Below are 24393 nucleotides of genomic sequence, written 5' to 3' on the forward strand. Positions count from 1 at the left end.
GCGTGCGTACGACTATCGCTTGACCAGCGGATTCGCTCCGTTGAGCAGGATCCAGACGGTGACCGCCGCGGCCACCGCGACGACCAGCCAGACGAACGAGCCGACGTGCGGCCTGCGTGCCCAGCCCCGGTTGAAGTCGAGCGAGAGCTTGCCCGGGCCGGTCAGGATGATCGCCACCGCGGCGAACAGCAGCAGCAGCTCGAACTCGACGCCCTTGTCCTGGGTGAAGAAGACGAAGCCGTTCCCCACCGTCGTCAGCTTGAACAGGGTGGCGGAGAGCATCACGCCCACCGCGCCGGCGGCCGCGATCGGGGTGAGCAGGCCCAGGATCAGCATCGCACCACCGCCCAGCTCGACGACACCGGTGGCGATCGAGATGACCTTGGTGAACCGCTGGAAGCCGAGTGACGGGTCGTTGCCGTTCTGCAGGTACCGGGCGAAACCATCGATCCCCGGGCCGCCCCAGATGCCGAACAGCTTCTGGATGCCGTGCGCCGCGAGGATCACGCCGACCGCCACGCGCAGTACGAGCAGCCCGAGGTCGGTACTGCCACGCCGCGCGGCCTTGCGGGCCTCCTCCAACTCGGCGGAGACGTCCCCGACGGGCTTGCCGAACCGGCGTCCGGGCGGCGGTGCGATCGGCTCGGTGGCCGCGGACTCCAGCGGAATGCCCTCGGCCTCGGCCCGCGCCTGCGCGGCGCGCTCACGGCCCCGTCGGCGGTTGTAGCGCTTGCCGAACTCGTCGCGCTCGTCGCTCGACAGGTCGGCGCGCTCCGTCGCGGCGTCCGGAGTACCGGACGTGGAGATCGCGGCCGTGGCCGCGTTCGCCGCGGCGATGGCCGCCGCCAGATCGCTCGTGTCCGGCACCGACGACGCCGGGCCGTCCCCGCTCGACGGTGCCGTCCCCGCCGCGGACGCCGGCGGCGTGGAGGCGGCCGGCGTGGAGGCGGCCGGCGTGGGGGCGGGCGGTGCCGAGGTGGGCGTGGTCACCGACGTGGCGTCCGCCGCGCCCGCGGGTTCGTCGCGGTAGCGCGGCAGCACCGGACCGATGCCGGTGTCCGAGTCGTCATGGGGGTCCAGGACGAACCCGCCCGTGGGATGCCGCTCGCCGAACCGCGGCAACTCACCCGTGGACCGGAAGTCAAAAGGTGACTCGGCCGCGCCCTCGCTGGTCTCGTTCTCGATTCCGTCCTTGTCACTCACGGAATCCACCCTAGAGTGCGAACGCGCCGCGGGCCGGGAGCGAACCGCGGCCCCGGCCCGATCGGTAGTGTGGCGGCATGGATGTGGGGACCCGGCGCGCGCGTTCCGGCGCGCGGCGCACCGTCGTGGTCGCGGTGGTCGCGGCCCTGCTCGCGGGGTGCGCCGACTTCTCCGGCAGCGAGGCGGCCCCCTTCACCGGCCCGCCCACGGGCGCGGTGACGACGACGAAGCCCACCGGTCCCGCCATGCCGAGCGCGGCCCCCAAGGCGCCCGGACCGTGCATCGATCAGAACCCTCTGGTGCTGGCCACGTGCCTCACCGAGCCCACCGACCTCATTCCGACCGGCGATTTCGAGCACGCCTACGTCGCCGAACGCGGTGGCGCGATCATGTACACCACGACTGACCTCCCCAATAGGGAGGTGTTGCGGGTCGGGGTGGACACGTCGGGCGACGGCGGGCTCACGGCGATCGCACTGTCCCCGTCGTACGACCAGGACCGGTTGTTCTACGCCTACGTCAGCACCCCGACCGACAACCGAGTGGTGCGGGTGACGCCGGGCGACGAGCCGAAGGTGATCCTGTCCGGCATCCCCAAGGGCGCGACCGGTAACGCGGGGTCGCTCCTGTTCTCGGGCCGGGACCTCATCGTCGCCACCGGGAACGCGGGCGATGCGAACGCCGCGCGCGACCCGGCGTCCCTCGCCGGGAAGGTGCTCCTACTCCCCTCGCCGGGCACGGTCTCCCCCGTCCGCCCCAAGGTGCTCGCCACCGACGGAGGTGTGCGGCAGTCGCTGTGCGGCCTCCCGCGCGGCGGACCGGTCTTCATCGCCGACCAGGGCATCACACAGGACCGCCTGCGCGTGCTGACCCCGAACTCACCCGCCTCCGTGGTGTGGAGCTGGCCTGATCGCCCCGGCCTCGCGGGCTGCGCAGTGGTCACTGGCGCGGTCTTCGTCAGCGAATCGCGCACGGGCAAGGTCGAGATGCTCAAGCTGCCGGAGGGCCCGACCACGGCCGACGGGGAGCCGATCCAGGTTCTCGACCGCGCGAAGTACGGCGTCTTCGGACGGCTCGCGATCGGCCCGAAGGACCTGCCGCAGGGCGTGACCACCAACAAACCCGCACCGCAGGCCCCCACGGACGACCGCGTCGTGCTGATCCCGATGCCGGGTGGCGAGGCCACCACCAGCGACGATTGACCCACACGGGTCCTCTGTAACGAAGTCCCGCGCTTCACGATCTCTCATCGAATGATCGAACGGTCGGCAGGAGCCACGGTGAAGAAATCGCCGTACCTCGACGACGAAGCGGCGGGTGCCGTCGCGGCTCTGTCCCACTGGGTCGGATACGTCGGCACCACGTGGTGGCGGGGCGGCCCGGATTACCGCGAGCGGATCGAGTACTTCACCAACCGCACACTGCTCCGCGGATTCCGGTCCGTCGTCAGCGTGTGCGCGCTGCTGCTCGGCGCGATGTCCGCCGCGCTCCTGTTCGTCGACATGGGAGGCTCCGTCTCGACCTCGCCCGACACCGCCCGGCTGATCCGGGCCGCGGGTGCCGCGGTGGGGTTGTTCTGGGCGGTCCGCTGGCAGGTGGGAGCAGTTCCGAGCGAGCGCTGCGCAGGGGCCTTCGTCCTGACCTCGACGATGTCGATCGTCGCGGTCTCCTGGGCGGATGTCGAGCTCATGGCCGGGGTGGCGGGCCTGAGCGCGATCGCCCTCGTCGCCACGTTCACGGCGTTCATGCTCTCTCCGCTGCACCTGGTCGCGCAGTCCGCCGTCTCGGCGGGGGCGCTCGTGCTCTTCGTCCCGCCGCTGGTCGTCGAGTACGGCTGGGTGATGACCGCCATCAAGTTCGCGATGCTGGCCGTCGTGACGGTGGGCGTACCCGCCTGCGTCCAGATCGGCATCGCCTTCCTGTCCCAGGACGCCGCCGATTCGGACTCCGATCCGCTGACCGGCGTGCTCAACCGGCGCGGATTCCGCCGCGGGTGCCACCGCGGCATCCTGCAGCACGCCGCCGGCCGGCGGCGGGTCCCGGTGGCGGTCATGGTGGTCGACGTGAACGACTTCAAGACGGTCAACGACGCCCTCGGGCACGACACGGGCGACGCGGTCCTGGTGCGGGTGGCCGCCGTGCTGCGCGACGTGGTGCCCACGGCCGTCGTCGCCCGGATCGGCGGCGACGAGTTCGCGGTCGCGCTCGCCGGCGCGCTCGCCGTGGATCACGCGTCGATCGCGGACACCCTCCAGCGGGAGATCGGGAAGGTGACCGTCGTGGAGGGCGCCGCGGTCACCGCGAGCATCGGCGTGGCGCTCGGCACGGTCCGCGTCGACGACCGGGACGGGGTGGAGCTCCTCCTCGCCGAGGCCGACGAGGCGATGTACCGGGCCAAGCGCGCGGCACACGGGGAGGCCGTGGTCACCGAGCTCCGCTCGCCGGGCGAGGCCGGACCCGCGTCACTCGCAGGCGGCGAGGACTAGCTCCCGGACGCGGGCGGCGTCGGCCTGTCCGCGGGTGGCCTTCATGACGTCGCCCACGATCTTGCCCGCGGCCTGCACCTTGCCGGACTTGATCTTCTCGACGATGTCGGGGTTGGCGGCGAGCGCCTCGTCGACGGCCTTCTGCAGCGCACCGTCGTCGCGGACCACCTCGAGGCCGCGCGCGGCGACGACCTCGTCGGGCTCGCCCTCCCCGTCCAGCACGCCGACGATGACCTGCTGCGCCAGCTTGCTCGTAAGCTTGCCCTCGTCCACCAGGGCGATGACCCGGGCGACCTGGGCCGGCGAGATCGCCAGCTCCGACAGTTCGACGGAGCGGGTGTTGGCCTGCTGCGGCAGGAAGCTGCCCCACCACGACCGCGCGGCGTCGGGCGTGGCGCCCGCGTCGACGGTGGCGATGATCCTGTCGATCGCGCCGAGGTTCACGAGGTCGCGCATGACCTCGTCGGAGAGGTTCCAGTCGGCCTGGATCCGGGCGCGCCGCAACCACGGCAGCTCGGGGATGGTGCCCCGGAGCTCCTCGACGAGCTCGGCCGGCGGCGCGACGGGGCCTAGGTCCGGATCGGGGAAGTAGCGGTAGTCGTCGGCGGTCTCCTTGGGGCGGCCGGCGGTGGTGGTGCCGTCGCCCTCCTGGAAGTGCCGGGTCTCGAGGACGACGGTGCCGCCGGCGTCGAGAACGGCCGCCTGGCGCCGCATCTCGTACCGCACCGCGACCTCGACGGACCGCAGGGAGTTGACGTTCTTGGTCTCCGTGCGGGTACCGAACTCGGAGGAGCCGATGGGCTGGAGCGAGACGTTGGAGTCGCAGCGCATCGAGCCCTGGTCCATCCGGACGTCGGAGACGTCGAGCGAGGCGAGCAGGTCGCGCAGCGCGGTCACGTACGCGCGGGCGATCTCGGGGGCCCGCTCCCCCGCACCCTCGATGGGGCGCGTGACGATCTCCACGAGCGGCACGCCGGCGCGGTTGAAGTCGAGGAGCGAGTGGGAGGCGCCGTGGATGCGGCCGGTGGCGGAGCCGACGTGCGTCGACTTGCCCGTGTCCTCCTCCATGTGGGCGCGCTCGATCTCGACCCGCCAGGTGGTGCCGTCCTCGAGCGGGACGTCGAGGTAGCCGTCGTACGCGATCGGGTCGTCGTACTGGCTGATCTGGTAGTTCTTCGGCTGGTCCGGGTAGAAGTAGTTCTTCCGCGCGAACACCGAGCTCGGACGGATCGAGCAGTTCAGGGCCAGGCCGATGCGGATGGCCGAGCGCACCGCCGCCTCGTTGACGACCGGCAGCGCGCCCGGCATGCCGAGGCACGTGGGGCACACCTGCGTGTTGGGCTCGGCGCCGAACTCGGTGCGGCAGCCGCAGAACATCTTGGTGGCGGTGCCGAGCTCGACGTGGACCTCCATGCCCATGACGGGCTGGTAGCGGGCGACGACGTCCGCGTACTCGGGAAGATCGTGTTCGGCAAGCTCGGCACTCATGCCCTCAGCCTAATCGGACGCCGGTCAGCGGACCGAGACGGCCACCGCGTCCGCGGTCACGGTGATCGTTCCGTACACGAGGCCCGTATCGGACCCGGTGAGCGGGCGACCGTCGCGCGCGGTCGCGGTGAAGGTCCAGGGCCGGTTGTCGCTGAAGCGGAGCTGGCCGTCGCGGACAGTGTCGCTCAGGTCGATGTCCTGCGCGTTCGGCGCGGTCCAGGTGTAACTGCCGTTCTCGCCCGAGTAATCGGACTGCGGGCAACCGGCCGGGAAGCGGTCCTTCGATGCGGCGCACTCGGCGTACTTCGCGGCGATCTGCTGGCGCGCGGAGGCCTTGGCGGCGTCGCTGAGCCCGAAGGCGATGCTGAAGGAGCTGCCTGCGCTGAAGCGGGACAGACCCTTCACCGACGCCTGGCCCTTGTTGTCACCGACGCTGATCTTCTCCCGCTGCGGCGCCAGGTTCTTGTTGACGGAGCCCAGGTCGAGAGCGCCCGGGAAGACGTAGACCACGCCGGAGGCCGGGAGGGGCTTGCCGAGGACGGTCACGTTCTTCTTGTCGGAGTCGTACGCGGAGTACGGCTTGAGCTGCACCGCGGCAGTGGCGAGCTTCCAGTCGTCGCCCACCTTCTCCAGGTTGAGCTCCTCGTCGTACGCGACCTCTCCGATCGTCACCGTCAGATGCACCGACCCGCTGTAGCCGCTGGTCTCGCTCACGATCTTTAGGTCCTTGATGGGCGCCAGGTCGCGCTGCTTGCGCAGCACCTCGTCGGTGAGCAGCTCGGTGGAGGCGGGTGCCTCCTTGCCGTAGCTCAGCGCCTTCGTGGCGTCGCCGGCCTGCAGGGCGGCGAAGTAGGCCTTGACGGTGCCGCCGGGCGAACCGGTGTCACCGCTCCCGCCACCGATGCTCTTGACGATCGCTATCCCGGCGATCAGCGCGATCACGAGGACGACGGCGCCGCCGCCGATGAGCGCGGGGATCAGCCAGGCGGGGCGCGGCTTCTTCGGGGCGCCGGGACCGGGCGGGAACGGGGGGACGCCGGGAGCCTGCGCCCCGGCCGGGCCGTACGCGCCCTGGTAGCCCTGGTGGGCGGCCGGGTACTGCGGGTACGAGTCAGGGTTCGGCTGGTACGACGGTGCGCCGCCCTGCTGGAGGTGCTCGCCCGACTGCCAGGTGGGGCGGAGCTGCGTCTGCTGGTTCGGATCGGAGGGATCCTGGCCCGGGTGACCGCCCGGGTTCGAGGGAGGATTCGGATTCATGCCCGGAATCGTGCACCACCGCTCTTAAGGCTCGCTTCAGGCCCGCCAATCACCCGGCCCGACCGCACCTCGTCGGGTCAGCCGAAGAACTCGGCGGCGTCGTCGTAGCGCTCCCGGGGCACCCGTTTGAGCTGCTTGACCGCATCCGCGAGCGGGACCAACCCGATCTGCGTACCACGCAGCGAGACCATCTGCCCGACCTTGCCGGCATGCGCCGCATCAGCGGCGTTGACACCGTAGCGCGTGGCGAGCACCCGATCCGCCGGCGTCGGCGTACCACCACGCTGCACATGCCCGAGCACCGTCGTACGGACCTCCTTGTTGATCCGCTTCTCGATCTCCACCCCCAACTGATGCGCCACACCCGTGAACCGCTCATGCCCGAACTCATCGGTACCACCCACACGCAGCTCCATCGACCCCTCCGCAGGCTTCGCGCCCTCCGCGACGACCACGATGAAACTCGAATGCCCCCGCTGGAACCGCCGCTTGATCAACCGGCACACCTCCTCCACATCGAAGGGCACCTCCGGAATCAGCACCATATGCGCCCCCGACGCCAACCCCGAGTTCAACGCGATCCACCCCGCATGCCGACCCATCACCTCCACGATCATCACCCGCTGGTGCGACTCCGCCGTCGAATGCAACCGATCGATCGCATCCGTCGCGATCGTCAACGCCGTGTCGAAGCCGAACGTCACATCCGTGCAGTCGATGTCATTGTCGATCGTCTTCGGCACCCCCACGACGGGCACACCCTCCTCCGCCAACCACGACGCCGCCGTCAACGTGCCCTCCCCACCGATCGGAATGAGCACATCGATCCCATTGTCATCAAGAGTCCGCCTGATCCGATCCAAACCCGCCCGCAACACATCAGGATGCGTCCGCGCCGTCCCCAACATCGTCCCGCCCTTGGTCAACAACCGATCATTGCGATCATCGTTGGACAACTGCACCCGCCGGTCCTCCAACAACCCACGCCAACCATCCTGAAAACCCACCACCGCCGACCCGTACCGCGAATCACTCGTCCGCACCACCGCCCGAATCACCGCGTTCAACCCCGGACAATCACCACCACCGGTCAGCACTCCGATACGCAGACTCATGCCGACGATCTTGCCGCGTGGACCCCTGACCCGTCAGGACAACTCGTCAGGTCATCCGGGCGTGACGACTCCGGTCTCGTAGGCGTAGACGACGGCCTGCGCCCGGTCGCGCAGGCCGAGTTTCTGCAGGACCTTGCTGACGTGCGTCTTCACGGTCTGGTCGGAGACGAACAGCGCCGCCGCGATCTCGGCGTTGGAGCGGCCCGCGGCCACGGCCTCGAGCACCTCGCGCTCGCGGGGGGTCAGGGTCTTCAGTTCGGGCGGCGGAGTCCGCCGGTGCGCCCGCGCCGCCGTGACCTCGGCGATCATCCGTCGGGTGACCGACGGCGCGAGCAGCGACTGTCCCTCGTGTACCACCCGGACGGCGCGCACCAGTTCCTCGGCCGGCGCGTCCTTGAGCATGAACCCGGACGCCCCGACGCGCAGCGCCTCGTAGACGTAGTCGTCGATGTCGAAGGTGGTGAGCATGAGCACCCGCACCCCGTCGTGTCGACGCAGGATCTCGGCGGCCGCCTCCAGCCCGTTCATCTCGGGCATGCGCACGTCCATGAGCACCACGTCGGGCAACAGACGCGCGACCTCGGCGACGGCGGCCTTGCCGTCGGGGGCGTCCCCGATCACGGAGATGTCGGGTTGGGCGCCCAGCAGGGCGCCGAAGCCCTGCCGGACCATGGCCTGGTCGTCGGCGATGAAGACGGTGATGGGCACGACCCCAGCCTAGGCGGTGGCACCGTCGGGACGGGCCGGGAGCGCGGCACGGACCGCGAAGCCACCGCCCGCCGTCGGCGTCGCCGACAGTGAGCCTCCGACGGTGCGCGCCCGCTCCGCCATCCCCGGAATGCCCTGGCCCAGGCCGGGACCGCCGAGGTCCGCGTCGGAGGTGCGCGGCCCGTTCTCGATGCTCAGGTTCAGCGTGCCCGCGTCGAGGGTGAGCGCGACGGTGATCGCCGCGCCCTGTGCGTGCCGGGTGGCGTTGGCGATGGACTCCTGCACGATGCGGTAGGCGACGAGTGCGGTGGTCTCGCCGATCGCCGACGGGTCGGGCAGGGGCAGGTACTCGACGGTGACTCCAGCCGCCCGGGCACCGTCGATGAGCTCGTCGACCCCGCCGAGGCCCGGGGCGGGAGCGAGCTCGGCGGAGGCGTCGTCGAGCCGGAGCACGCCGAGCAACGCGCGGACCTCGTTGAGGGCCTCACGGGCGGAGACGGCGATCCCGTCGAACTCGGCGCGGGCGCGCTCGGAGACGTCGGGGACGCGGTACTGCGCGGTCTGCGCCTGGACCACGACGAGCGACATCCGGTGCGCGACGATGTCGTGCAGGTCGCGCGCGATGCGGGTGCGCTCCTCCAGGATGGCGCGGCGGCCGCGCTCGAGCTCGCTGACCTCGGTCTGCTCCTCGAGGCGGTTGCGGGACTGCAGTGCGAGGCGCAGCAGCAGGATGATCACCAGCGACACCAGGATCCCGGCGACCCACCCGCCGCCGGTGCCGTCCTGAGCGTTGATCCAGAACAGCACCGACGAGGCAGCGGCGATCGCGATCGCATCGAGCGGCGAGCACTTGAGGAAGGCGATCCAGCTGGTGATCAGCATCGCCATGATCAGTGAGACCTGCCAGTTCCACTGCCAGTCCTGTTTCGCGTCGAACCACAGGAGCGGGAAGACCGCGGCTGTCGCGGCGACGATCCCCCACGCGGCACGCGGGTGCGCCCAGGCGATGGCGATGGGCAGCACCGACAGTCCGCTGATGATCGGCAGCAGGGCCGCGGGGACCGAGAACTGCTCGTTCAGGGTGGGCCATGCCACCGCCCACATGATGAGCGCGACCACCAGGAACAGCCAGTTGACCTTCCGCGACAGGAAGATCCCCAGCGGCGTGGCGTGCAGCGCACCGTCGGGCGCCTTGATGTGCAGGGCGCTCTGCCGATCCAGGTAGCGGCCGGCGCGCACCGTCGCGCTGCCGAGTCGTTCGAGCCTCGTGGTGGTCCTCATGACACTGAACGCTAGGGGTGGCCGGCGCCCGGCGTCCTCACCCGTTCGGGTGATATCGAACCCCTCGCGCAGCCGATCCGGTCGCCCGTCCGGCGTTCCTAGCGTCGCTGTCATGAACCGCCGCATGCTCGCCGCCGCAGCCGTCCTGGCCGTCCCCCTGTCCTTCGGCATCTCGCTGCCCGCCTCCGCCGAGAACTCCGCACCCGCCGAGGATGCGGCCACGGCCGCGGCGGTCCGCGCGATCACCGCCGCGGATGTCGGCGTCGCCGATCAGATCCGTTCGATCCCGTCCGGATTCGCCTACGCGGCCGCGGCCGGGCCGGGCTACGCGATCAACCCGCACGGCGAGTGCTCGTCGGTGGTGCCGCTGCCCGCGGAGTTCGACGCCCCGTGCAAGGCCCACGACCTCGGCTACGACCTGCTGCGGCACGCCGACGCGCGCGGGCGCCCGCTGGGCGGATGGGCCCGTCATCTGCTCGACGACACCCTGTTCGCGCGGATGGCCGACACCTGCACCGCACGCCCGCTCGACCAGCGGCGACGCTGCACCGAGGTCGCCGGGATCGCGGTGCTCGCGGTGCGCGCCAACACCTGGCGCCAGCACGACGGTCCGCCGCGCGCCGAGTCGGTCCGCGAGATCACGACGAGCTGGCTCACCGCCGGGGGCCGGCTGTGATCGCGCTGCCGCGCCCCCGGGCGGGCGTGCTCAACGGCTACGCGGTGGGGGTGGCCGTCGCGCTGTTCCCGAATCAATTGCCGCGCACGGCCACCGTGCAGATCGTCGTGTGCCTGCTCTTCGGTGCGGTCGGCGGACTGATCGGGTGGGCCGTCGTCCGGAACCGCGAGCCCGCTGCGGGCGGATACCGGTTCGCGGCATACCTCGGCGCCGCCGCGCTGGTGGGGTGGGTCCTATGGCAGAACCGTCTCCGGGCTGCCGCCGGCGCGGATCCGGTGGACCCGCCGACGTTCGCGGTGCTCGCCGGCGTCGTCGCGACGGTGCCGTTCGCCGTTGCCGCGCTGCGGACCGTGCGCCTCCGGACGGCGTGCGTGGGGATCGCCGCCACGCTCGCGCTGGCCGGGTTCGCCTGGCCCGCCGCGGCCGGGTCCGCCGACACGGCCTCCTACGCACAGCGCTTCATGAGCATCGATTCCGCCGCACCGGGGATCCGGGCGTACGCCTCGCTCGGCGACGGCGATTCCCCCACCGCCCGCGCCGCGGTCGCCGTGGATCGGCTCATCGCGGCGGGCGGCCTCGCCCGACGGGCCGTGGTGGTCGCCGTCCCGACGGGATCCGGCTGGGTCGATCCGCATTTCGTCCGCGGCGTCGAGGAGGCGTTGCACGGCGACAGCGCGATCGTGGCCGTGCAGTACACCGAGATGCCGAGCTGGCAGTCCTTCGTCCTGCATAGGGACGCGGCCGCCGCGAGCACCGCAGCGCTGATCGACGAGCTGCATCGGCGGGCACCGTCGACCCGGGTCCGGGTGTACGGGCAGAGCCTGGGAACGGTGGGAGTGATCGCCGCGCAGCAGCGGGCGACGGAGCTCGGCGCGCCACTCGCGGCGACGCTGCAGGTGGGAACGCCGGCCGGGGTCGCGATCGCGGGACCCGCACAGCTCAACGCCTCCGATCCCGTGGGGATCTGGTCACCACGCCTGCTGATCGCGCCGCCCGCCCGGACAGCGGCCGCCGTCGGCCGGCCCACGCCCCGGCCGCCGTGGTTCCCCGGGCTCGGCTTCGTCCAGGCCACCGTCGACCTCCTGGGCGCGACGGCGCCGCCGCCCGGTCTCGGGCACCGCTACGACGAGCGGCAGGGCGCGGAGCTGGTCGCGGACCTGGTCAGCCGCGAGGAGTTGCCCACCGCCGCTTAACCGGATACGTTGTATCCAGGTTAGGAGGCGGTCGTGCGGATGAGCGAGGGCGTCGAATGGGCGGCGCACGTGTGCGTGCTGTTGCACTGGCTGGAGGCGGACGACCTGACGCCGGTGTCCGCTCCGCGCCTCGCGGAGTCCTACGACCTTCCGGCGGCGTACCTCGGCAAGCAGTTGCAGGCGCTCGCCCGTGCCGGGATCACCGAATCGCTTCCGGGACGCCGGGGTGGAATCCGCCTGGCCCGTGCCGCATCGCGGATCACGCTCATGGACGTCGTCGCGGCGATCGAGGGCGGCACCGAAGCCTTCTCCTGCACCGAGATCCGCCGACGAGGCATGAACGCCGAAAACCCGCGGAGCGAGTTCGCGAAGCCGTGCGGCATCGCCCACGCGATGCGCAGCGCGGAGCTCGCATGGCGGCGCGAGCTGGCCGCGACCTCGATCGCCGATCTGGCCGAGTCGACCCCACGACGTGTCGGAGACGCCGCGCGGCGCCACTTCGGCGGCACCTGACACGCCCTCCCCGCGCGACGGGAGCACCAACCCCTAAACCTGGACACCTAATATCCGAATTCGAGAGGAAGCATCATGAACCGCACGCCCGGAGCCACCTCGTCGCCCGAGACGTACAAGGCCCTCGTCGCCCTGGATTCACGCCTGGCCCGCTCCCTCGGGGCGGCCCTGTACGACATCGTCAAGCTGCGCGCGTCCCAGATCAACGGCTGCGCCTTCTGCGTCGACAAGCATTCCCGCGACCTCGAGCGGCTCGGCACGCCCACCCGCACGATCTACGGTGTCGCGGCGTGGGAGGAGAGCCCCTTCTTCGATGAGACCCAGCGGGTGGCACTGGCCTTCGTCGAACGCCTCACCGCCGGCATCGACGCGGTCGACGACGCGCTGTGGGACGAGGCCGGCCGCCTGCTCGGCGAGGAGCGCCGCACCGATCTGCTCATCGCCGTCGGCACGATCAACACCTGGAACATGCTGGGCATCACCACCCACCTGCACCCGGCGTCCTGACCGCCGTCCGGCCCGGGGCAGCTGGAACCGTCAGGCGACGGGGCCGCGAGCCGCCTCGTACGCCGCACCCACCCGGTACAGACGATCATCGGCCTGCGCGGGCGCCAGGATCTGCAGGCCGACGGGGAGCCCGTCGTCCGTGGACAGGCCCGAGGGCACGGACATGCCGCAGTGACCGGCGAGGTTCGTCGGCAGCGTGAACAGGTCGAACAGGTACATCGCCAGCGGATCCCCGACCTTCTCCCCCAGCTTGAACGCCGTGGTGGGCGTGGTGGGCGAGACGATCACGTCCACGCTCTCGTACGCGCGCGCGAAGTCGTCGGCCAGCAGAGTGCGGACCTTCTGCGCACTGCCGTAGTACGCGTCGTAGTAGCCGGAGCTCAGCGCGTAGGTGCCGATCATGATGCGCCGCTTGACCTCCGGGCCGAAGCCCGCCTCCCGCGTGAGGGCCATGACCTCCTCGGCCGAGTGCGTGCCGTCGTCGCCGGTACGCAGGCCGTAGCGCATGGCATCGAAGCGGGCGAGGTTCGAGGAGACCTCGGACGGGAGGATCAGGTAGTACGCGGCCAGCGAGTACTGCAGGGTCGGCAGCGACACCTCGACGGTCTCGGCTCCCAGGTCGCGCAGCTGCTGCACGGCCTTCTCGAAGGACGCCTGGACGCCGGGCTCGGTGCCGTCGGCGCCGAACTCCTTCACCAGGCCCACCCGGACGCCCGTGAGGTCCCCGGTGGCGCCCGCGCGGGCGGCGGCGACCACGTCGGGCACCGCGGCGTCGAGCGAGGTGGAATCGCGCGGGTCGTGCCCGGCGATGACCTCGTGCAGCAGGGCGGTGTCGAGGACGGTGCGCGCGCACGGCCCGCCCTGGTCCAACGACGAAGCGCAGGCGACGAGGCCGTAGCGCGACACCGCGCCGTAGGTGGGGCGCACGCCGACGGTGGCGGTCAGCGACGCGGGCTGCCGGATCGAACCGCCGGTGTCGGTGCCGATCGCGAGCGGCGCCTCGTAGGAGGCCAGCGCCGCGGCGCTGCCACCGCCGGAGCCGCCCGGGGTGCGGTCGGCCGCCCACGGGTTGCGGGTCACGCCGTACGCCGAGTTCTCCGTCGACGAGCCCATGGCGAACTCGTCCATGTTGGTCTTACCGAGGATCGGGATACCCGCGGCGCGCAGCTTCGCGGTCACCGTCGCGTCGTACGGCGCGGTCCAGCCTTCGAGGATCTTGGATCCGCAGGTGGTGGGCGCGTCGGTGGTGGTGAAGACGTCCTTGAGCGCGATCGGGACGCCGGCCAGCGCGGACGCGGGCTGCTCGCCGCGGGCCCGGGCCTCGTCGACGGTGCGCGCCGCGGCGAGGGCCGCGTCGGCGCCGACGTGCAGGAAGGCGCCCAGGTCACCGTCGACCTCGGCGATCCGGTCCAGATGCGCCTGGGTCACCTCGACGGAGCTCAGGTCGCCGGCGGCGATCTTCGCGGCCAGGTCGGCGGCGGTGGCGCCGGTGATCTCGTTCGATGCACGCAGATCGGTCACGGTCACTCCTCCCCCAGGATGCGCGGCACGGCGAAGCGGTCACCCTCGCGGTTCGGGGCGCCCGAGAGCGCCTCCTCCGGAGTGAGGCTGCCGACGGGGCTGTCGCCCCGGTTCACGTTCACGTTGCCCACCGGCAGCGTCAGCGGCGCGACATCGGCCGTGCTGGTATCGGAGCCGACCTCGGTCACCACCTTGACGTGCTCGAGGATCGAATCGAGCTGCGTGGCGAAGACGTCGAGCTCTTCGTCGGTGACGGCGAGGCGCGACAGGCGCGCCAGATGGGCGACCTCGTCCCGGGAGATGGCAGACATGTCCCCGATCCTATGCGGCGTTCACGCGCGCGGCCCCACCACCCGGTAGCGGCCGCACAGGAAGGCCTTGTTCCGCGCCCACTCGACGAGTTCGAAGTCGAAGGCGCGGGGGAAGAGCGGCCGGCCCGACCCGACGGTGGTGGGCGCGTAGCTGATCATCACCTCGTCGAGCATGCCCGTCTCGGCGAACTGCGCGGCGAGGTCGCCGCCGCCCACGACCCAGACGCCCTTCTCCCCCGCGGCCGCCTCCAGCGTCGCGCGGAGCTCCGCCGGGGCGCCCGCCACGAAACGCACACCCGGGTGAATGGGTTCCAGCTCCCGGTGGGTGAAGACGAACACCGGGTAGTCGGCGTAGTACCACGGCTCGTCGCCGGCCCGGACCCGGTCGACGACCCACTGGTAGGTGGTGTAGCCCCATGACGATCGCTCCGACCGACGTCATGTACTCCTCGATGTTCATCGGCCCGCCCTCGTCGATCGGCTGATCCAGCAGCCAGTCCAGGCTGTCGTTCTCGTCGGCGAGGAAGCCGTCGAGCGTCGAGGCCGTGTAGTACGAGTAGACGGTCTTTGGAGATGTCACTGTGTTCCTCCCGTTATTCTCCGGTGCCAGATGATGGGGTCGGGGTCGAGTTCGGGGGTGTCGAGGGCGAGGCCGGCGTCGGCGAGCATCCAGCGCGCCAGGAGCCGCCGGTGCGCCGAGAAGGTCAGCTCGTGCGCGACGATCTGCGAGAGCAGGAAGGACTCGGGCGGCTCGCACAGGGCGTCGATCACCCGGTCGCCCCAGGCGCCGCGCCGCTCGATGTCCCGGACCAGGCCGAGCCACCGCGGCGAGTTCTGCGCGTGGGCCCGCGCGAGGGCCGCCGGATCGTCGTCGGGGTCGAGCTCGGGCGACGGCTCGCCGGCGATCGTCGCGCACCACGGCGCCGTGCTGTGCACGAGGTGCCAGAGGACCTGGGACAGCGACTCGTCCGGCCCGTCCCAGTGCCGCGGCCGCGACCCCGGCAGCCGGACCCTTCGGTACTCCTCGCCCGGGAGCGCAGCGACCGCGTCGAGCAGGGCCGCGATGTCCGCCGCGTCGTGCTGGATCTGCAGCGCCAGCACATCGCCGGTCGAATCCTCGTGTCCCTCACCGGAGTCGACGTACAGCACCGTCGGGGAGTGGAAGTGCAGGCCGTTGGGCGCGGGCAACCAGTGCCCGACGGTGTCCGGCAGCTGTGAGGGCGAGTGGCCGTAGGCCCGTGCGAACGCGCGAATGAAGCCCTCGACGGACTCGTAGCCGGCGGCGAAGGCGGCATCGGTCACCGTCGAACCGCGTTGCAGTTGCCACGCGGACCGCTCCAGCAGGACCCGCCGCCGCAGGGCGACGGGCGATTCGCCCGCGCCCGCGCGGACCTGCCGCGCGAAGTGGAAGGTCGAGCTGTGCGCGCCGGCGGCCATGGCGTCAAGGCTGTCGTGCGGGTCGGCGAGCACGGCCTCGAGGAGGCGGCGCAGCGGATCGGCGGATGCGGACATGGTGATCAGTATCGACCGCCCGGCACCGCCCGCGCTTGACCGTTCTTGCTCAGGTCAGGGAGCGCCGTTCCAGCCAGGGCTTGATCCGCGCGGTGACCCACGGCAGTACGAGGAAGACCATCAGCGGGGTGTTGATGAGCGTCGCGATCAGGGTTCGGCCGACCAAGCCCCAGCCGTGCGCCGGCAGGACCGTCAGGTGCGGCAGCACCAGGAAGTTGATCAGCAGCGAGAGCGGGAAGAAGCCGAGCCAGATGGCGACGGCCTGCTTCCACCGCGGCGGGACCTTCGCCACGGGGGCCGCGACGGGGCCGGCACCGTCGGGCTGCGGGGAGAACCAGCCCTCGATCCCGGACAGGCGGTGCGTGGCGGTCTCGACGGCGAGGCCCTCGCACCGCTCGAGCCAATGCTTGCGCACCCGGGAGCCCTGCCATTCGGCGAGTTCCTCGTCGGAGGCGAAGCGGTAGATCACGAAGTACAGCTCGGGATCGTCCGCGGCACGGACCCACCCGCCGCCCAGGAAGCCGCGATAGGTACGGGCCAGTGCGATTCCCGCGTCGGTCCAGGCCAGGAATTCGTGTTCGCGGCCGGGGGCGATGCGTCGGGCGACGGAGGTCAGCGAGGCCTTGTGGGCCGCTCCTGCCTCCGCCCGGGTTTCGGTGTGGGGCATGCGTACCAGTGTCGGTGCCGGCGTCCCGGGACACCAACCGAGGCGGTGTGATCTTGCCGACGTCGGATCAGCGAGGCAGGTCCGCGTCGCGGAAGTCGTTGCCCCACGCGCCGGAGGTGCCGTAGGTGACCACGGTGAATCGGCGGTCGGCCCCCGTGCCGACCGGCGTGTGCACGCTGATCCCCACCCGGCGGCTGACCTGCGCGCCGCGGGCGCAGTCGGGCTCGCAGGTGTTCTCCTCGAGGTCGCCGACGCCGGTCGCGATGTCGGCGGTCCACGAATCCCAGACGATCCCGACCAGGCGCGCGTTGGCGTCGGCGCACGCGAGGGTGATGGAGCTCGGCTTCGTCGCCGGCCGGCTGAGACAGTCGCGAATCACCGACGTCTGGGCGGCCACGGGCGCGGCACCGGCGACCGCCGGCAGCGTCGCCGTAGCCCCGACGGCCGCGATCGCGGCGAGAAAGCGTGCTGCAGCTGATCCGGTCATGATGGCTCCGTCCTCCTGAGGTCGTCCGCCACCCCGGCGGCTACGGATCCGATTTTCCGCCAACCGACCGCGGCCGGCGATGCTATCGCAACATACTGCTCCCCCGGCGCGTCTCCCACTGCCGGATCTGCGCCGCCCGCCGGCGAGTGCCACAATCGGGGCGTGTCCTATCTCCTGCGCGTCCGCCTCACCGACCGCCCCGGCAGCCTCGGCTCGCTCGCCGTGGCGCTCGGCTCCGTCGGTGCCGACATCCTCTCGCTCGACGTCGTGGAGCGCGGCGACGGTTTCGCGGTGGACGACATCGTGGTCGATCTGGGCCCGCAGTCTCTGCCGGACACTCTGATCACGGCCGCCGAGGCGCTCGACGGCATCTCGGTGGACTCGATCCGCCCCTACGCCGACGTCCTGGACACGCACCGGGAGCTGGAGCTCATCGACCACGTGGCCGCCGCCGGCCACGACCAGTTGCAGCTGCTGGCGGATCAGGTGCCCCGTGTGCTGCGGGTGGGTTGGTGCGCCGTGCTCAGCAACACCGCGGAGACGCAGTGGCCGGTCTTCGGCTCCTCGGGCCTGCCGGAGACGCCGCCCGAGCACCTCGACTTCCTGCCGCTCAGCGGCCCCGTCGCCCTCGATGCCGAGGCCGACTGGGTGCCGCAGTCCTGGCAGCAGATGGACACCAAGCTCGCCGCCGCGCCGCTGGGCGCCATCGGCAAGGTGGTGCTCGTCGGCCGTCCGGGCGGGCCCGACTTCCGCCCGTCCGAGGTCGCCCGGCTGGGCTACCTCGCCGGAATCGTGGCGACGGTGCTGGTCAGGTAGCGTCCGCCTCACCCTCGGCCGGCGCGGGCGCGACGGCCTCGGGCCCCTCCGCGAGCAGCTTCGCGAAGCCCTCCTCGTCGAGGATGGGGACGCCGAGCTGTTCCGCTTTCTCCGCCTTCGAGCCCGGCGCGTCCCCGATCACGACGAAGGCCGTCTTCTTGGAGACGCTGCCCGCCGCCTTGCCGCCGCGCACGAGGATCGCCTCCTTGGCCTCGTCCCGGGAGAAGTTCTGCAGCGAACCGGTGACCACGATCGACAGGCCCTCCAGGGTGCGCTGCACGGACTCGTCCCGCTCGTCCTCGAGGCGCACGCCGGCGGCTCGCCACTTCTCGACGATCTCGCGGTGCCAGTCGACGGTGAACCAGTCGATCACCGCCTCGGCGATCGTGCGGCCGACACCGTCGACCTCGGCGAGCCGCTCGACATCGGCCTCGGCGATCGCGTCGAGACTGCCGAACTCCTGCGCCAGCGCCCGTGCGGCGGATGGTCCGACGTGGCGGATGGACAGACCCACGAGCACGCGCCAGAGCGGCTTGTCCTTGGCCACACCGAGGTTCGTGAGGAGCCGCTGCGCGTTCGCCGACAGGGTGCCGCCGTCGTTGGTGAACAGCGGGACTTGGAGCAGATCCTCTTCGGTGAGCCCGAATACGTCGCCCTCGTTGTGCAGCACCGGCGAGGCGGTGAGCGCCGACGCCGCCTCGTAGCCCAGCCCTTCGATGTCGAAGCAGTTGCGGCCCGCGAGGTAGAAGAGCCGCTCACGGAGCTGGGCGGGGCAGGTCTCGGTGTTGGGGCAGCGGATGTCTGCATCGCCCTCCTTCGACGGGGCCAGCGTCGCACCGCATTCCGGGCACGTGACCGGCATGACGAAAGGCCGTTCCGTGCCGTCGCGCAGGTCCACGACGGGACCGAGGACCTCGGGGATCACATCGCCCGCCTTGCGGATGGTGACCGTGTCACCGATGAGGACGCCCTTGCGCTCCACCTCGGACGCGTTGTGCAGCGTGGCGAACTCGACCGTGGAGCCCGCGACGGTCACCGGCGCCATGTAGGCGTACGGCGTGACCCGGCCCGTGCGGCCCACGTTGACCCGGATGTCGAGGAGCTTGGTGGTGACCTCCTCGGGCGGGTACTTGTAGGCGATGGCCCAGCGCGGCGCGCGGGACGTGGCGCCCAGCCTGCGCTGCAGCGCGATCTCGTCGACCTTGACCACCAAGCCGTCGATCTCGTGCTCCGGATCGTGCCGGTGCTCACCCCAGTAGAAGACCCGGTCGACCACCGCATCGGCCCCGACCACCTGCTTGGTGTACTGCGAGACCGGCAGGCCCCACGCGGCGAGGGCGCGGTAGGCGTCGTGCAGGCTCGACGGTGACCACTGCCCCTGGATGCGGCCCAGGCCGTGGCAGATCATCCCGAGTTTGCGGCGCGAGGTGATCTGCGGGTTCTTCTGGCGCAGCGACCCCGCCGCGGAGTTGCGGGGGTTGGCGAAGGGCGGTTTGCCCTCGGCGACGAGGCCGGCGTTGAGCTCCTCGAAATCGGCCAGCCGGAAGAAGACCTCCCCGCGCACCTCGAGCAGGTCGGGAATCGGGAACTCGTCCGACGGGGTGAGCGCGTGCGGCACGTCCCGCAGGGTGCGCGCGTTGAGCGTGACGTCCTCGCCGGTGCGCCCGTCGCCGCGCGTCGCCCCACGCACCAACGCGCCGTTCTCGTAGACCAGGTTGAGTGCGACACCGTCGATCTTGAGCTCGGTGAGGAAGACGACCTCCCCGCCCACGTCCTTCTGCACGCGCGCGATCCAGTCGCGCAGTTCGCCCTCGTCGAAGACGTTGTCGAGGCTCATCATCCGCTCGAGGTGGTCCACCGCCGTGAACTCGGTGGAGAAGCCGCCGCCCACCAGTTTGGTGGGCGAATCCGCCACCGCCAGCTCCGGGAACGCCGCCTCCATCTCCTGCAGGCGGCGCAGCAGCGCGTCGAACTCACCGTCGGAGAGCACGGGCGCGTCCTGCACGTAGTACCGGAACTGGTGTCCGCGCACCTCCTCGGCGAGCTCCTGCCACGCGCGGCGGTCGTCCTCGGTCAGCTCCTTCGACATGGCTGTCAGATTAGTCGAGGACACCGACACGGAGACCGCCGCGCGTCCGGTCGAGCCGTCGGGACTACGGCCCGTCGGGGTTGGGGTTGGAGGCGCCGCCGTCGCAGCCTGGGCGCGGGTTGGTCGAGCAGTCGTTCGGGTTCGGGGCGGGACCGGGCATCGGAGTCGTAGTGCGCGTGGTCGGCTTCGGCGTGGGGCACGGGCGATCCGCGCCGTCGGGACCGTGCCCGTCCGCGTCGTAACAACCGGGCGAGACGGTCGGCTTCGGCGCTGCCGTCCCGGTCGTGGTGGTGGGCTTCGGCGCCACGGTCGCGGTGGCGGTCCCTTGCCGCGTGGGACCGGGCGCGACGGTGCCGGTCGAGGCCTGCGAGGTCACGGTCGCGGTGGACGACGAGGTCGTCGACGTCTCCTTGGCGTCCGAACCGCTGCACCCGGCGGCCATCAACAGCGCCGCAGCGGCCGTCACCGCACACGCCGTACGGACGACTCCGGTGGTCTCAGCTGTGAACATGCGACGAAGTATCACACCCGCGGTGTGCGATCGCATCGGCCGTTCGGCTGATCCCGCTCCGCCGTCACCGCGACTGCGCGAAGCGCAACTCGTTCCCCGACGGGTCGATGACGGTCACCGTCGGGCCACCCGGGCCGTCGGGATCGAGGCCTGGCCTGGACCGGGGATGACGGTGCGCGGCGAGCTCCGCCTGCAACGCCGCGGCGTCGGCGACGGGGATCCACGCCACCGAGTTCGGGCTGCCGTCACCGAAGTGCTCGGACAGGTGCAGCACCACGCCGCCGCGCCGGACCTCGACGTACGCGGGCAGGTCCGGCTCGAAGCGGTGCTCCCACTCGAGCGTGAAACCCAGGTACCGCGTGTAGAACTCGATCGTCGCATCGCGGTCGAACATGCGCAGCACCGGCACCGCAGGCCCGCCGAAATCCGTCACGCCACCAGGCTAGCCCGAATCGGGCACATCGGACCGTCCGGTGGCCCATAGTCGTGCCATGAAGAACTCGAGCACGGCCCACAAGGCCATCGTCATCGGGGCCGGGATCGTCGGCCTGTCCACCGCGTTCGCCCTGCAACAGCGGGGCGTCGAGGTCACCGTCGTCGACCGGATCGGCCCGGCCGCGGGCGCATCGTGGGGCAACGCGGGCTGGCTCAGCCCGGCGTTCACCATCCCACTGCCCGAGCCGGCGCTGCTCAAGCAGGGGCCGCGCGCGCTGCTGTCACCGTCGTCGCCCGTCGCGCTGGTGCCCTCGACGGACCCGGCGGTAGCGCGGTTCATGGCCGCGTTCGCGCTCAACTGCACGCCCCACAAGTGGGGCGAGTCGATGCGCACCTACGCGAAGCTCAATGCCCACATCTTCGGCTCCTACGAGCGGCAGATCGCCGCGGGCGTCCGGGGCGAGGTGCTCGCGCGCGATATGACCGTGGGCTTCGCGAGCCTGCACGACGCCGGCGCGATCCTCGACGAGCTGGCGCGCGTCTCCGCGGCCGGCCAGCAGATCGACCTCACGCTGCTCGACCCGGAATCGGCGCGCGAGTACGAGCCGCACCTGACCGAGAACGTGGCCCTCGCAGTGCGACTGCGCGGCCAGCGGTACATGGACCCCGGCGCGTACGTCCGAGCCCTCGCCGACGCCGTGCTCGCGGGCGGCGGCGAGCTCCGCACCCGTGTTGACGTCACGGACGTGCGGGCGGACGGCACGCGGGTCCGCGTGATCGGCTCCGGGATGGACGAGCTGACCGACGCGGCCGTCCTGTGCTCCGGCGCGTGGCTGCCCGCACTGGCCGCCGCGCACGGCGTGAAGATCCCGCTCTTCGCCGGCCGGGGGTACAGCTGCTCGGTACCGATCGACACCCCGCTGCGGGGCGCCACCTACTTCCCCGCAGCCCGCGCGGCCATCACCCCGCGGCCCGACGGCGCCGACGGCCGCCCCCGAGTCCGAGTGGCCGGGATCATGGAGTTCGCCGATCCCGATAGGCCGCTCAACCCCAAACGTATCCGGGTGACCAACGACGCCGTCCGGCCGCTGCTACGCGGCATCGACTGGTCGGGCATCGACGAGCAGTGGGTGGGCTCGCGGCCGCTGTCGGCCGACGGACTACCGCTGATCGGCGGCACCGCGACGCCCGGCGTCTACGTCGGTGGCGGGCACGGGATGTGGGGCTTGACGCTCGGGCCGCTCACCGGCGAGCTGCTCGCGGAACAGATCACCACCGGGCGCGCCCCCGCGCTCACCGCAGGGCTGGACCCACTGCGGTAGCGAGCTTGTCGAGGTGGGCCGATGCGGCGTCGACGCTCGAGTCGTCCACGGGATAGAGCACGTCGGTGACTCCGGCGTCGTTCCACCGGGCGAGGCGGTCACCGTCGGGCATGCCGTCCAGAGCGACGATGCGGGGCGCGCCGGTGCGTCCGTGCTCGCGCCAGATCTCGGCGAGCCGCGTTGCGGCGCCGGTGATCCCGCGGTCGCGCGGGGTGGTGATCCAGCCGTCGGCGTTCTTGGCGATCCAGGTGAAGTTCTTGTCGGTGCCCCCGGCGCCGACCAGGACGGGCACGGCACCGGGGGGCTTCGGCCAGGTCCAGCTGGGTCCGAAGGAGACGAATTCGCCGTCGTAGGCGGCCTCCTCGTCACGCCAGAGCGCGCGCATCGCCTCGAGGTACTCGCGGAGCATGGTGCGGCGGCGGCCCGCGGGTACGCCGTGGTCGGCGAGCTCGTCGAGGTTCCAGCCGAATCCGACACCGAGCGTGACCCGGCCGTTCGCCAGGTGGTCGACGGTGGCGATGGTTTTCGCGAGGGTGATCGGGTCGGACTGCACCGGCAGCGCCACCGCCGTGGACAGCTCGATCCGCTCGGTGACCGCGGCGGCCGCGGCCAGCGACGTCCACGGGTCGAGCGTGCGCAGGTAGCGGTCGTCGGGCAGCTCGGCGGTGCCGGTGCCCGGGTGCGCGGCGTCGCGGCGCGTGGGGATGTGGCCGTGCTCCGGCACGAAGTAGGAAGCGAAGCCCGCCGCCTCGACGAGCGGGGCGAGCCGGTGCGGCGGCACCCCTCGATCGGAGGTGAACTGGACGATGCCGGCGCGGATGGACTGCTCACTCACCCTCTGAGTAGAACACGTTCCATCGACTGGCGTGCGCGTTCCCCCTAGGTTGGAGGCATGCCGCATCCGATCATGTTCGCCGACGACGACCCCGTGCTCGTCCGCGTCCGCGAGATCGCGCTCGCCTTCCCGGAGGCGACGGAGAAGATCGCCCACGGTCGCCCGACTTTCCGCTGCGGCAAGATGTTCGCGATGTACGGCGGCGGGACGAAGAAGACCGAGAGCCGCCCGCACGAGCAGCGGAACACCAGCGTGCTGTTCATCGCCGACCCCGCCGAGCGCATAGCCCTGGAACAGGACGAGCGCTTCTACCTGCCCGCGTACATGGCCTCCGCCGGATGGCTCGGGCTCGACCTCACGATCGGCACTGTCGACTGGGACGAGGTGCGCGAGCTCATCGACGCGAGCTACCGGCAGATCGCCCCGAAGCGGGCGATCACGGCCCTCGATCAGAGCTGAGGCCCGCGCTCACGCAGGTCGTCGACATCCTTCATGGCCTGCCGCAGCTGCGCGAGCCACTCGTCGGCGTGCTCGCCGACCAGGCGCACGCACCACGCGAGGGCGTCGGCGCGCGAGCGGGCGACGCCCGCGTCGACCAGCGTGTCCAGGACCAACCGCTCCGGCTGGCGCAACCTCGTCATCACCGGCACCGCCTGGTGGGTGTAGAGGATCGTCTCGTCGCCGGTGCGCACACCCCACGAGACGCGGCGACGATAACGTTCCTGTGCCTCGTCGGCGATCCGCATCCGCTGCTCGCGGGTGTCCTCACGGAAGCGGGCGGCGCGCCCCTCGCGCTGCGCCGCCGACTGCTCGCCGTCCTCGGGCAGCGCGCCCACGACGACGATCTCGTCACGGTCGACGGTGACCTGCGGCGCACCGTCGAACCAGCCCTCCGGGAGACGCCCGGCGAACCAGTCCCCCGCGTCCTTCGCGTCCGGCACCTCGGTGCGCGGACCCCGTCCTGCCATCATGGGAGACCTCCTCGATCTGTCGTGATTACTTAATTACATGATTACTCCAGACGCGGGGAGATATCGAGGGTATCGCTGAGGGCGGAATGCGCTACCGGCGCGTGAGGACGATCGAGGGCAACCGCAGCTCGTCGCCCTGCAGCGTCGCGGTCTCACTGGATCCGCGGCGATCACGGAGGACGACCCGGTCGCCGTCGACGGTGTACGTGCCGCCGTAGGCGTTGACCTGCCCGCGGAGGTCCTCCTCCCAGGTCCCGTCGGCCGCGAGCCGGATGACCCAGTCGCCGTTGGCGTACGTGCCTGGCACGCGGGCGGGTATCGCGGTGGACGGTTGCGCGGACGCCGACGATGCGGACGGGGCGGGCGTCACGCCCATGCTGATCGAGTCCGAGCTCGAGGAGCAGCCCGCGAGCGCACCCGCGGCGATCAGTGCGACGATGAGCGGGGCAACGCGAGGTGAACCGGTCATAGCGGCACGATACCTTTGCC

26 protein-coding genes and 1 pseudogene are annotated in these 24393 nt (G+C 71.4%); 9 read left to right on the forward strand and 18 right to left on the reverse strand.

Annotated elements, in window-relative coordinates:
• Nucleotides 1-12 precede the first annotated feature (12 nt).
• Entirely contained in the window at nt 13-1203 is a 1191-nt protein-coding gene (locus tag FK268_RS02415; RefSeq protein ID WP_146430741.1) for a DoxX family protein, read from the reverse strand.
• A 77-nt stretch (nt 1204-1280) separates the two neighbouring features.
• Between FK268_RS02415 and FK268_RS02420 the strand changes: the two genes are divergently transcribed.
• Both FK268_RS02420 and FK268_RS02425 read left to right on the forward strand, forming a co-directional pair.
• Nucleotides 1281-2405 carry a PQQ-dependent sugar dehydrogenase gene (locus tag FK268_RS02420; RefSeq protein ID WP_146430743.1) on the forward strand — a complete coding sequence of 375 codons (1125 nt, stop codon included), beginning with the start codon at nt 1281-1283 and terminating at the stop codon, nt 2403-2405.
• 78 nt (nt 2406-2483) lie between these two features.
• Nucleotides 2484-3689: a GGDEF domain-containing protein gene (locus tag FK268_RS02425; protein ID WP_158636018.1), complete on the forward strand. Its 1206-nt coding sequence runs from the start codon at nt 2484-2486 to the stop codon at nt 3687-3689.
• Here FK268_RS02425 and gatB read toward each other — a convergent pair.
• The 5 genes from gatB to FK268_RS02450 all read right to left on the reverse strand — a co-directional run bounded on the left by gatB (nt 3666) and on the right by FK268_RS02450 (nt 9538).
• Nucleotides 3666-5177, reverse strand: coding sequence for an Asp-tRNA(Asn)/Glu-tRNA(Gln) amidotransferase subunit GatB (gene gatB, locus FK268_RS02430; RefSeq protein ID WP_146430747.1), 1512 nt, complete (start codon nt 5175-5177; stop codon nt 3666-3668). The genes FK268_RS02425 and gatB overlap by 24 nt on opposite strands.
• Before the next feature lie 24 nt (nt 5178-5201).
• Entirely contained in the window at nt 5202-6434 is a 1233-nt protein-coding gene (locus tag FK268_RS02435) for a hypothetical protein (RefSeq protein WP_146430749.1), read from the reverse strand.
• A 77-nt stretch (nt 6435-6511) separates the two neighbouring features.
• Entirely contained in the window at nt 6512-7543 is a 1032-nt protein-coding gene (locus tag FK268_RS02440) for an ATP-dependent 6-phosphofructokinase (protein WP_146431836.1), read from the reverse strand.
• Between the two features lie 57 nt (nt 7544-7600).
• A complete protein-coding gene (locus FK268_RS02445) occupies nt 7601-8257 on the reverse strand; it encodes a response regulator (RefSeq protein WP_146430751.1) in 657 nt (218 codons plus the stop codon).
• Between the two features lie 9 nt (nt 8258-8266).
• Nucleotides 8267-9538, reverse strand: coding sequence for a sensor histidine kinase (locus FK268_RS02450; protein WP_146430753.1), 1272 nt, complete (start codon nt 9536-9538; stop codon nt 8267-8269).
• A gap of 112 nt (nt 9539-9650) precedes the next feature.
• On the opposite strand from FK268_RS02450, the gene FK268_RS02455 reads away from it, so the two are divergent.
• The 4 genes from FK268_RS02455 (at nt 9651) to FK268_RS02470 (ending at nt 12427) form a co-directional block, all read left to right on the forward strand.
• The gene (locus tag FK268_RS02455; protein ID WP_146430757.1) at nt 9651-10214 is read left to right on the forward strand and encodes a hypothetical protein; all 564 of its coding nucleotides are present in this window, start codon (nt 9651-9653) and stop codon (nt 10212-10214) included.
• Nucleotides 10211-11407: an alpha/beta-hydrolase family protein gene (locus tag FK268_RS02460; protein WP_146430759.1), complete on the forward strand. Its 1197-nt coding sequence runs from the start codon at nt 10211-10213 to the stop codon at nt 11405-11407. Before FK268_RS02455 ends, FK268_RS02460 begins: the two co-directional genes overlap by 4 nt.
• Nucleotides 11408-11446: 39 nt before the next feature.
• Nucleotides 11447-11920: an RrF2 family transcriptional regulator gene (locus FK268_RS02465; protein WP_231706927.1), complete on the forward strand. Its 474-nt coding sequence runs from the start codon at nt 11447-11449 to the stop codon at nt 11918-11920.
• A 75-nt stretch (nt 11921-11995) separates the two neighbouring features.
• Nucleotides 11996-12427 (forward strand): carboxymuconolactone decarboxylase family protein, encoded by a 432-nt coding sequence (locus FK268_RS02470; protein WP_146430765.1) that lies wholly within the window; start codon nt 11996-11998, stop codon nt 12425-12427.
• Nucleotides 12428-12457: 30 nt separating this feature from the next.
• Here FK268_RS02470 and gatA read toward each other — a convergent pair whose 3' ends face one another.
• From gatA to FK268_RS02500, 6 genes and pseudogenes are all read right to left on the reverse strand, one after another.
• Nucleotides 12458-13954, reverse strand: a complete 1497-nt coding sequence (gene gatA / locus FK268_RS02475; RefSeq protein ID WP_146430768.1) for an Asp-tRNA(Asn)/Glu-tRNA(Gln) amidotransferase subunit GatA — start codon at nt 13952-13954, stop codon at nt 12458-12460.
• On the reverse strand, nt 13951-14259 hold the full coding sequence (gene gatC, locus FK268_RS02480) for an Asp-tRNA(Asn)/Glu-tRNA(Gln) amidotransferase subunit GatC (RefSeq protein ID WP_146430771.1): 309 nt from the start codon (nt 14257-14259) through the stop codon (nt 13951-13953). Before gatC ends, gatA begins: the two co-directional genes overlap by 4 nt.
• Before the next feature lie 21 nt (nt 14260-14280).
• Nucleotides 14281-14839, reverse strand: a pseudogene (locus FK268_RS02485) (dihydrofolate reductase family protein).
• Nucleotides 14836-15771, reverse strand: coding sequence for a helix-turn-helix transcriptional regulator (locus FK268_RS02490; RefSeq protein ID WP_146430775.1), 936 nt, complete (start codon nt 15769-15771; stop codon nt 14836-14838). The pseudogene FK268_RS02485 and the gene FK268_RS02490 overlap by 4 nt, the downstream one beginning before the upstream one ends.
• 49 nt (nt 15772-15820) lie before the next feature.
• Complete coding sequence (locus tag FK268_RS02495; protein ID WP_146430778.1) at nt 15821-16438, reverse strand: antibiotic biosynthesis monooxygenase; 618 nt, start codon at nt 16436-16438, stop codon at nt 15821-15823.
• A 67-nt stretch (nt 16439-16505) separates the two neighbouring features.
• The gene (locus FK268_RS02500) at nt 16506-16925 is read right to left on the reverse strand and encodes a hypothetical protein (protein WP_146430781.1); all 420 of its coding nucleotides are present in this window, start codon (nt 16923-16925) and stop codon (nt 16506-16508) included.
• A 162-nt stretch (nt 16926-17087) separates the two neighbouring features.
• Between FK268_RS02500 and FK268_RS02505 the strand changes: the two genes are divergently transcribed.
• Nucleotides 17088-17741 carry an ACT domain-containing protein gene (locus tag FK268_RS02505; RefSeq protein ID WP_146430784.1) on the forward strand — a complete coding sequence of 218 codons (654 nt, stop codon included), beginning with the start codon at nt 17088-17090 and terminating at the stop codon, nt 17739-17741.
• On the opposite strand, the gene ligA is transcribed toward FK268_RS02505, so the two are convergent.
• The 3 genes from ligA to FK268_RS02520 form a co-directional block, all read right to left on the reverse strand.
• Nucleotides 17734-19830, reverse strand: coding sequence for an NAD-dependent DNA ligase LigA (gene ligA, locus FK268_RS02510; RefSeq protein WP_146430786.1), 2097 nt, complete (start codon nt 19828-19830; stop codon nt 17734-17736). The two genes, FK268_RS02505 and ligA, sit on opposite strands and share 8 nt — an antisense overlap.
• Nucleotides 19831-19894: 64 nt before the next feature.
• Nucleotides 19895-20341, reverse strand: a complete 447-nt coding sequence (locus FK268_RS02515) for a hypothetical protein (protein WP_146430788.1) — start codon at nt 20339-20341, stop codon at nt 19895-19897.
• Nucleotides 20342-20405: 64 nt separating this feature from the next.
• On the reverse strand, nt 20406-20774 hold the full coding sequence (locus tag FK268_RS02520) for a glyoxalase superfamily protein (protein ID WP_146430790.1): 369 nt from the start codon (nt 20772-20774) through the stop codon (nt 20406-20408).
• Between the two features lie 58 nt (nt 20775-20832).
• On the opposite strand from FK268_RS02520, the gene FK268_RS02525 reads away from it, so the two are divergent.
• A complete protein-coding gene (locus FK268_RS02525; protein ID WP_146430792.1) occupies nt 20833-22098 on the forward strand; it encodes an NAD(P)/FAD-dependent oxidoreductase in 1266 nt (421 codons plus the stop codon).
• Here FK268_RS02525 and FK268_RS02530 read toward each other — a convergent pair.
• Complete coding sequence (locus FK268_RS02530; protein ID WP_146431838.1) at nt 22070-22918, reverse strand: TIGR03619 family F420-dependent LLM class oxidoreductase; 849 nt, start codon at nt 22916-22918, stop codon at nt 22070-22072. The two genes, FK268_RS02525 and FK268_RS02530, sit on opposite strands and share 29 nt — an antisense overlap.
• Nucleotides 22919-22990: 72 nt before the next feature.
• On the opposite strand from FK268_RS02530, the gene FK268_RS02535 reads away from it, so the two are divergent.
• Nucleotides 22991-23392 carry an MmcQ/YjbR family DNA-binding protein gene (locus FK268_RS02535; RefSeq protein ID WP_146430794.1) on the forward strand — a complete coding sequence of 134 codons (402 nt, stop codon included), beginning with the start codon at nt 22991-22993 and terminating at the stop codon, nt 23390-23392.
• On the opposite strand, the gene abmR is transcribed toward FK268_RS02535, so the two are convergent.
• Both abmR and FK268_RS02545 read right to left on the reverse strand, forming a co-directional pair.
• Entirely contained in the window at nt 23383-23904 is a 522-nt protein-coding gene (gene abmR / locus FK268_RS02540; RefSeq protein WP_146430795.1) for an ATP-binding transcription factor AbmR, read from the reverse strand. The two genes, FK268_RS02535 and abmR, sit on opposite strands and share 10 nt — an antisense overlap.
• 91 nt (nt 23905-23995) lie before the next feature.
• Entirely contained in the window at nt 23996-24373 is a 378-nt protein-coding gene (locus FK268_RS02545) for an Atu4866 domain-containing protein (RefSeq protein ID WP_146430797.1), read from the reverse strand.
• Nucleotides 24374-24393: the final 20 nt, after the last annotated feature.

The organism is Tsukamurella sputi, from assembly GCF_007858445.1.
Classification (GTDB): domain Bacteria; phylum Actinomycetota; class Actinomycetes; order Mycobacteriales; family Mycobacteriaceae; genus Tsukamurella; species Tsukamurella sputi.

What these genes read in the sequence shown, in the direction of transcription:
- FK268_RS02420 (WP_146430743.1), top strand. Translation starts at nt 1,281, where the DNA reads ATGGATGTGGGGACCCGGCGCGCGCGTTCCGGCGCGCGGCGCACCGTC.
- ligA (WP_146430786.1), bottom strand. Translation starts at nt 19,830, where the DNA reads ATGTCGAAGGAGCTGACCGAGGACGACCGCCGCGCGTGGCAGGAGCTC.
- FK268_RS02525 (WP_146430792.1), top strand. Translation starts at nt 20,833, where the DNA reads ATGAAGAACTCGAGCACGGCCCACAAGGCCATCGTCATCGGGGCCGGG.
- FK268_RS02500 (WP_146430781.1), bottom strand. Translation starts at nt 16,925, where the DNA reads ATGACCGGATCAGCTGCAGCACGCTTTCTCGCCGCGATCGCGGCCGTC.
- FK268_RS02465 (WP_231706927.1), top strand. Translation starts at nt 11,447, where the DNA reads ATGAGCGAGGGCGTCGAATGGGCGGCGCACGTGTGCGTGCTGTTGCAC.
- FK268_RS02545 (WP_146430797.1), bottom strand. Translation starts at nt 24,373, where the DNA reads ATGACCGGTTCACCTCGCGTTGCCCCGCTCATCGTCGCACTGATCGCC.
- gatB (WP_146430747.1), bottom strand. Translation starts at nt 5,177, where the DNA reads ATGAGTGCCGAGCTTGCCGAACACGATCTTCCCGAGTACGCGGACGTC.
- FK268_RS02470 (WP_146430765.1), top strand. Translation starts at nt 11,996, where the DNA reads ATGAACCGCACGCCCGGAGCCACCTCGTCGCCCGAGACGTACAAGGCC.
- FK268_RS02515 (WP_146430788.1), bottom strand. Translation starts at nt 20,341, where the DNA reads ATGTTCACAGCTGAGACCACCGGAGTCGTCCGTACGGCGTGTGCGGTG.
- FK268_RS02495 (WP_146430778.1), bottom strand. Translation starts at nt 16,438, where the DNA reads ATGCCCCACACCGAAACCCGGGCGGAGGCAGGAGCGGCCCACAAGGCC.
- abmR (WP_146430795.1), bottom strand. Translation starts at nt 23,904, where the DNA reads ATGATGGCAGGACGGGGTCCGCGCACCGAGGTGCCGGACGCGAAGGAC.
- gatC (WP_146430771.1), bottom strand. Translation starts at nt 14,259, where the DNA reads ATGTCTGCCATCTCCCGGGACGAGGTCGCCCATCTGGCGCGCCTGTCG.
- FK268_RS02490 (WP_146430775.1), bottom strand. Translation starts at nt 15,771, where the DNA reads ATGTCCGCATCCGCCGATCCGCTGCGCCGCCTCCTCGAGGCCGTGCTC.
- FK268_RS02455 (WP_146430757.1), top strand. Translation starts at nt 9,651, where the DNA reads ATGAACCGCCGCATGCTCGCCGCCGCAGCCGTCCTGGCCGTCCCCCTG.
- FK268_RS02435 (WP_146430749.1), bottom strand. Translation starts at nt 6,434, where the DNA reads ATGAATCCGAATCCTCCCTCGAACCCGGGCGGTCACCCGGGCCAGGAT.
- FK268_RS02450 (WP_146430753.1), bottom strand. Translation starts at nt 9,538, where the DNA reads ATGAGGACCACCACGAGGCTCGAACGACTCGGCAGCGCGACGGTGCGC.
- FK268_RS02535 (WP_146430794.1), top strand. Translation starts at nt 22,991, where the DNA reads ATGCCGCATCCGATCATGTTCGCCGACGACGACCCCGTGCTCGTCCGC.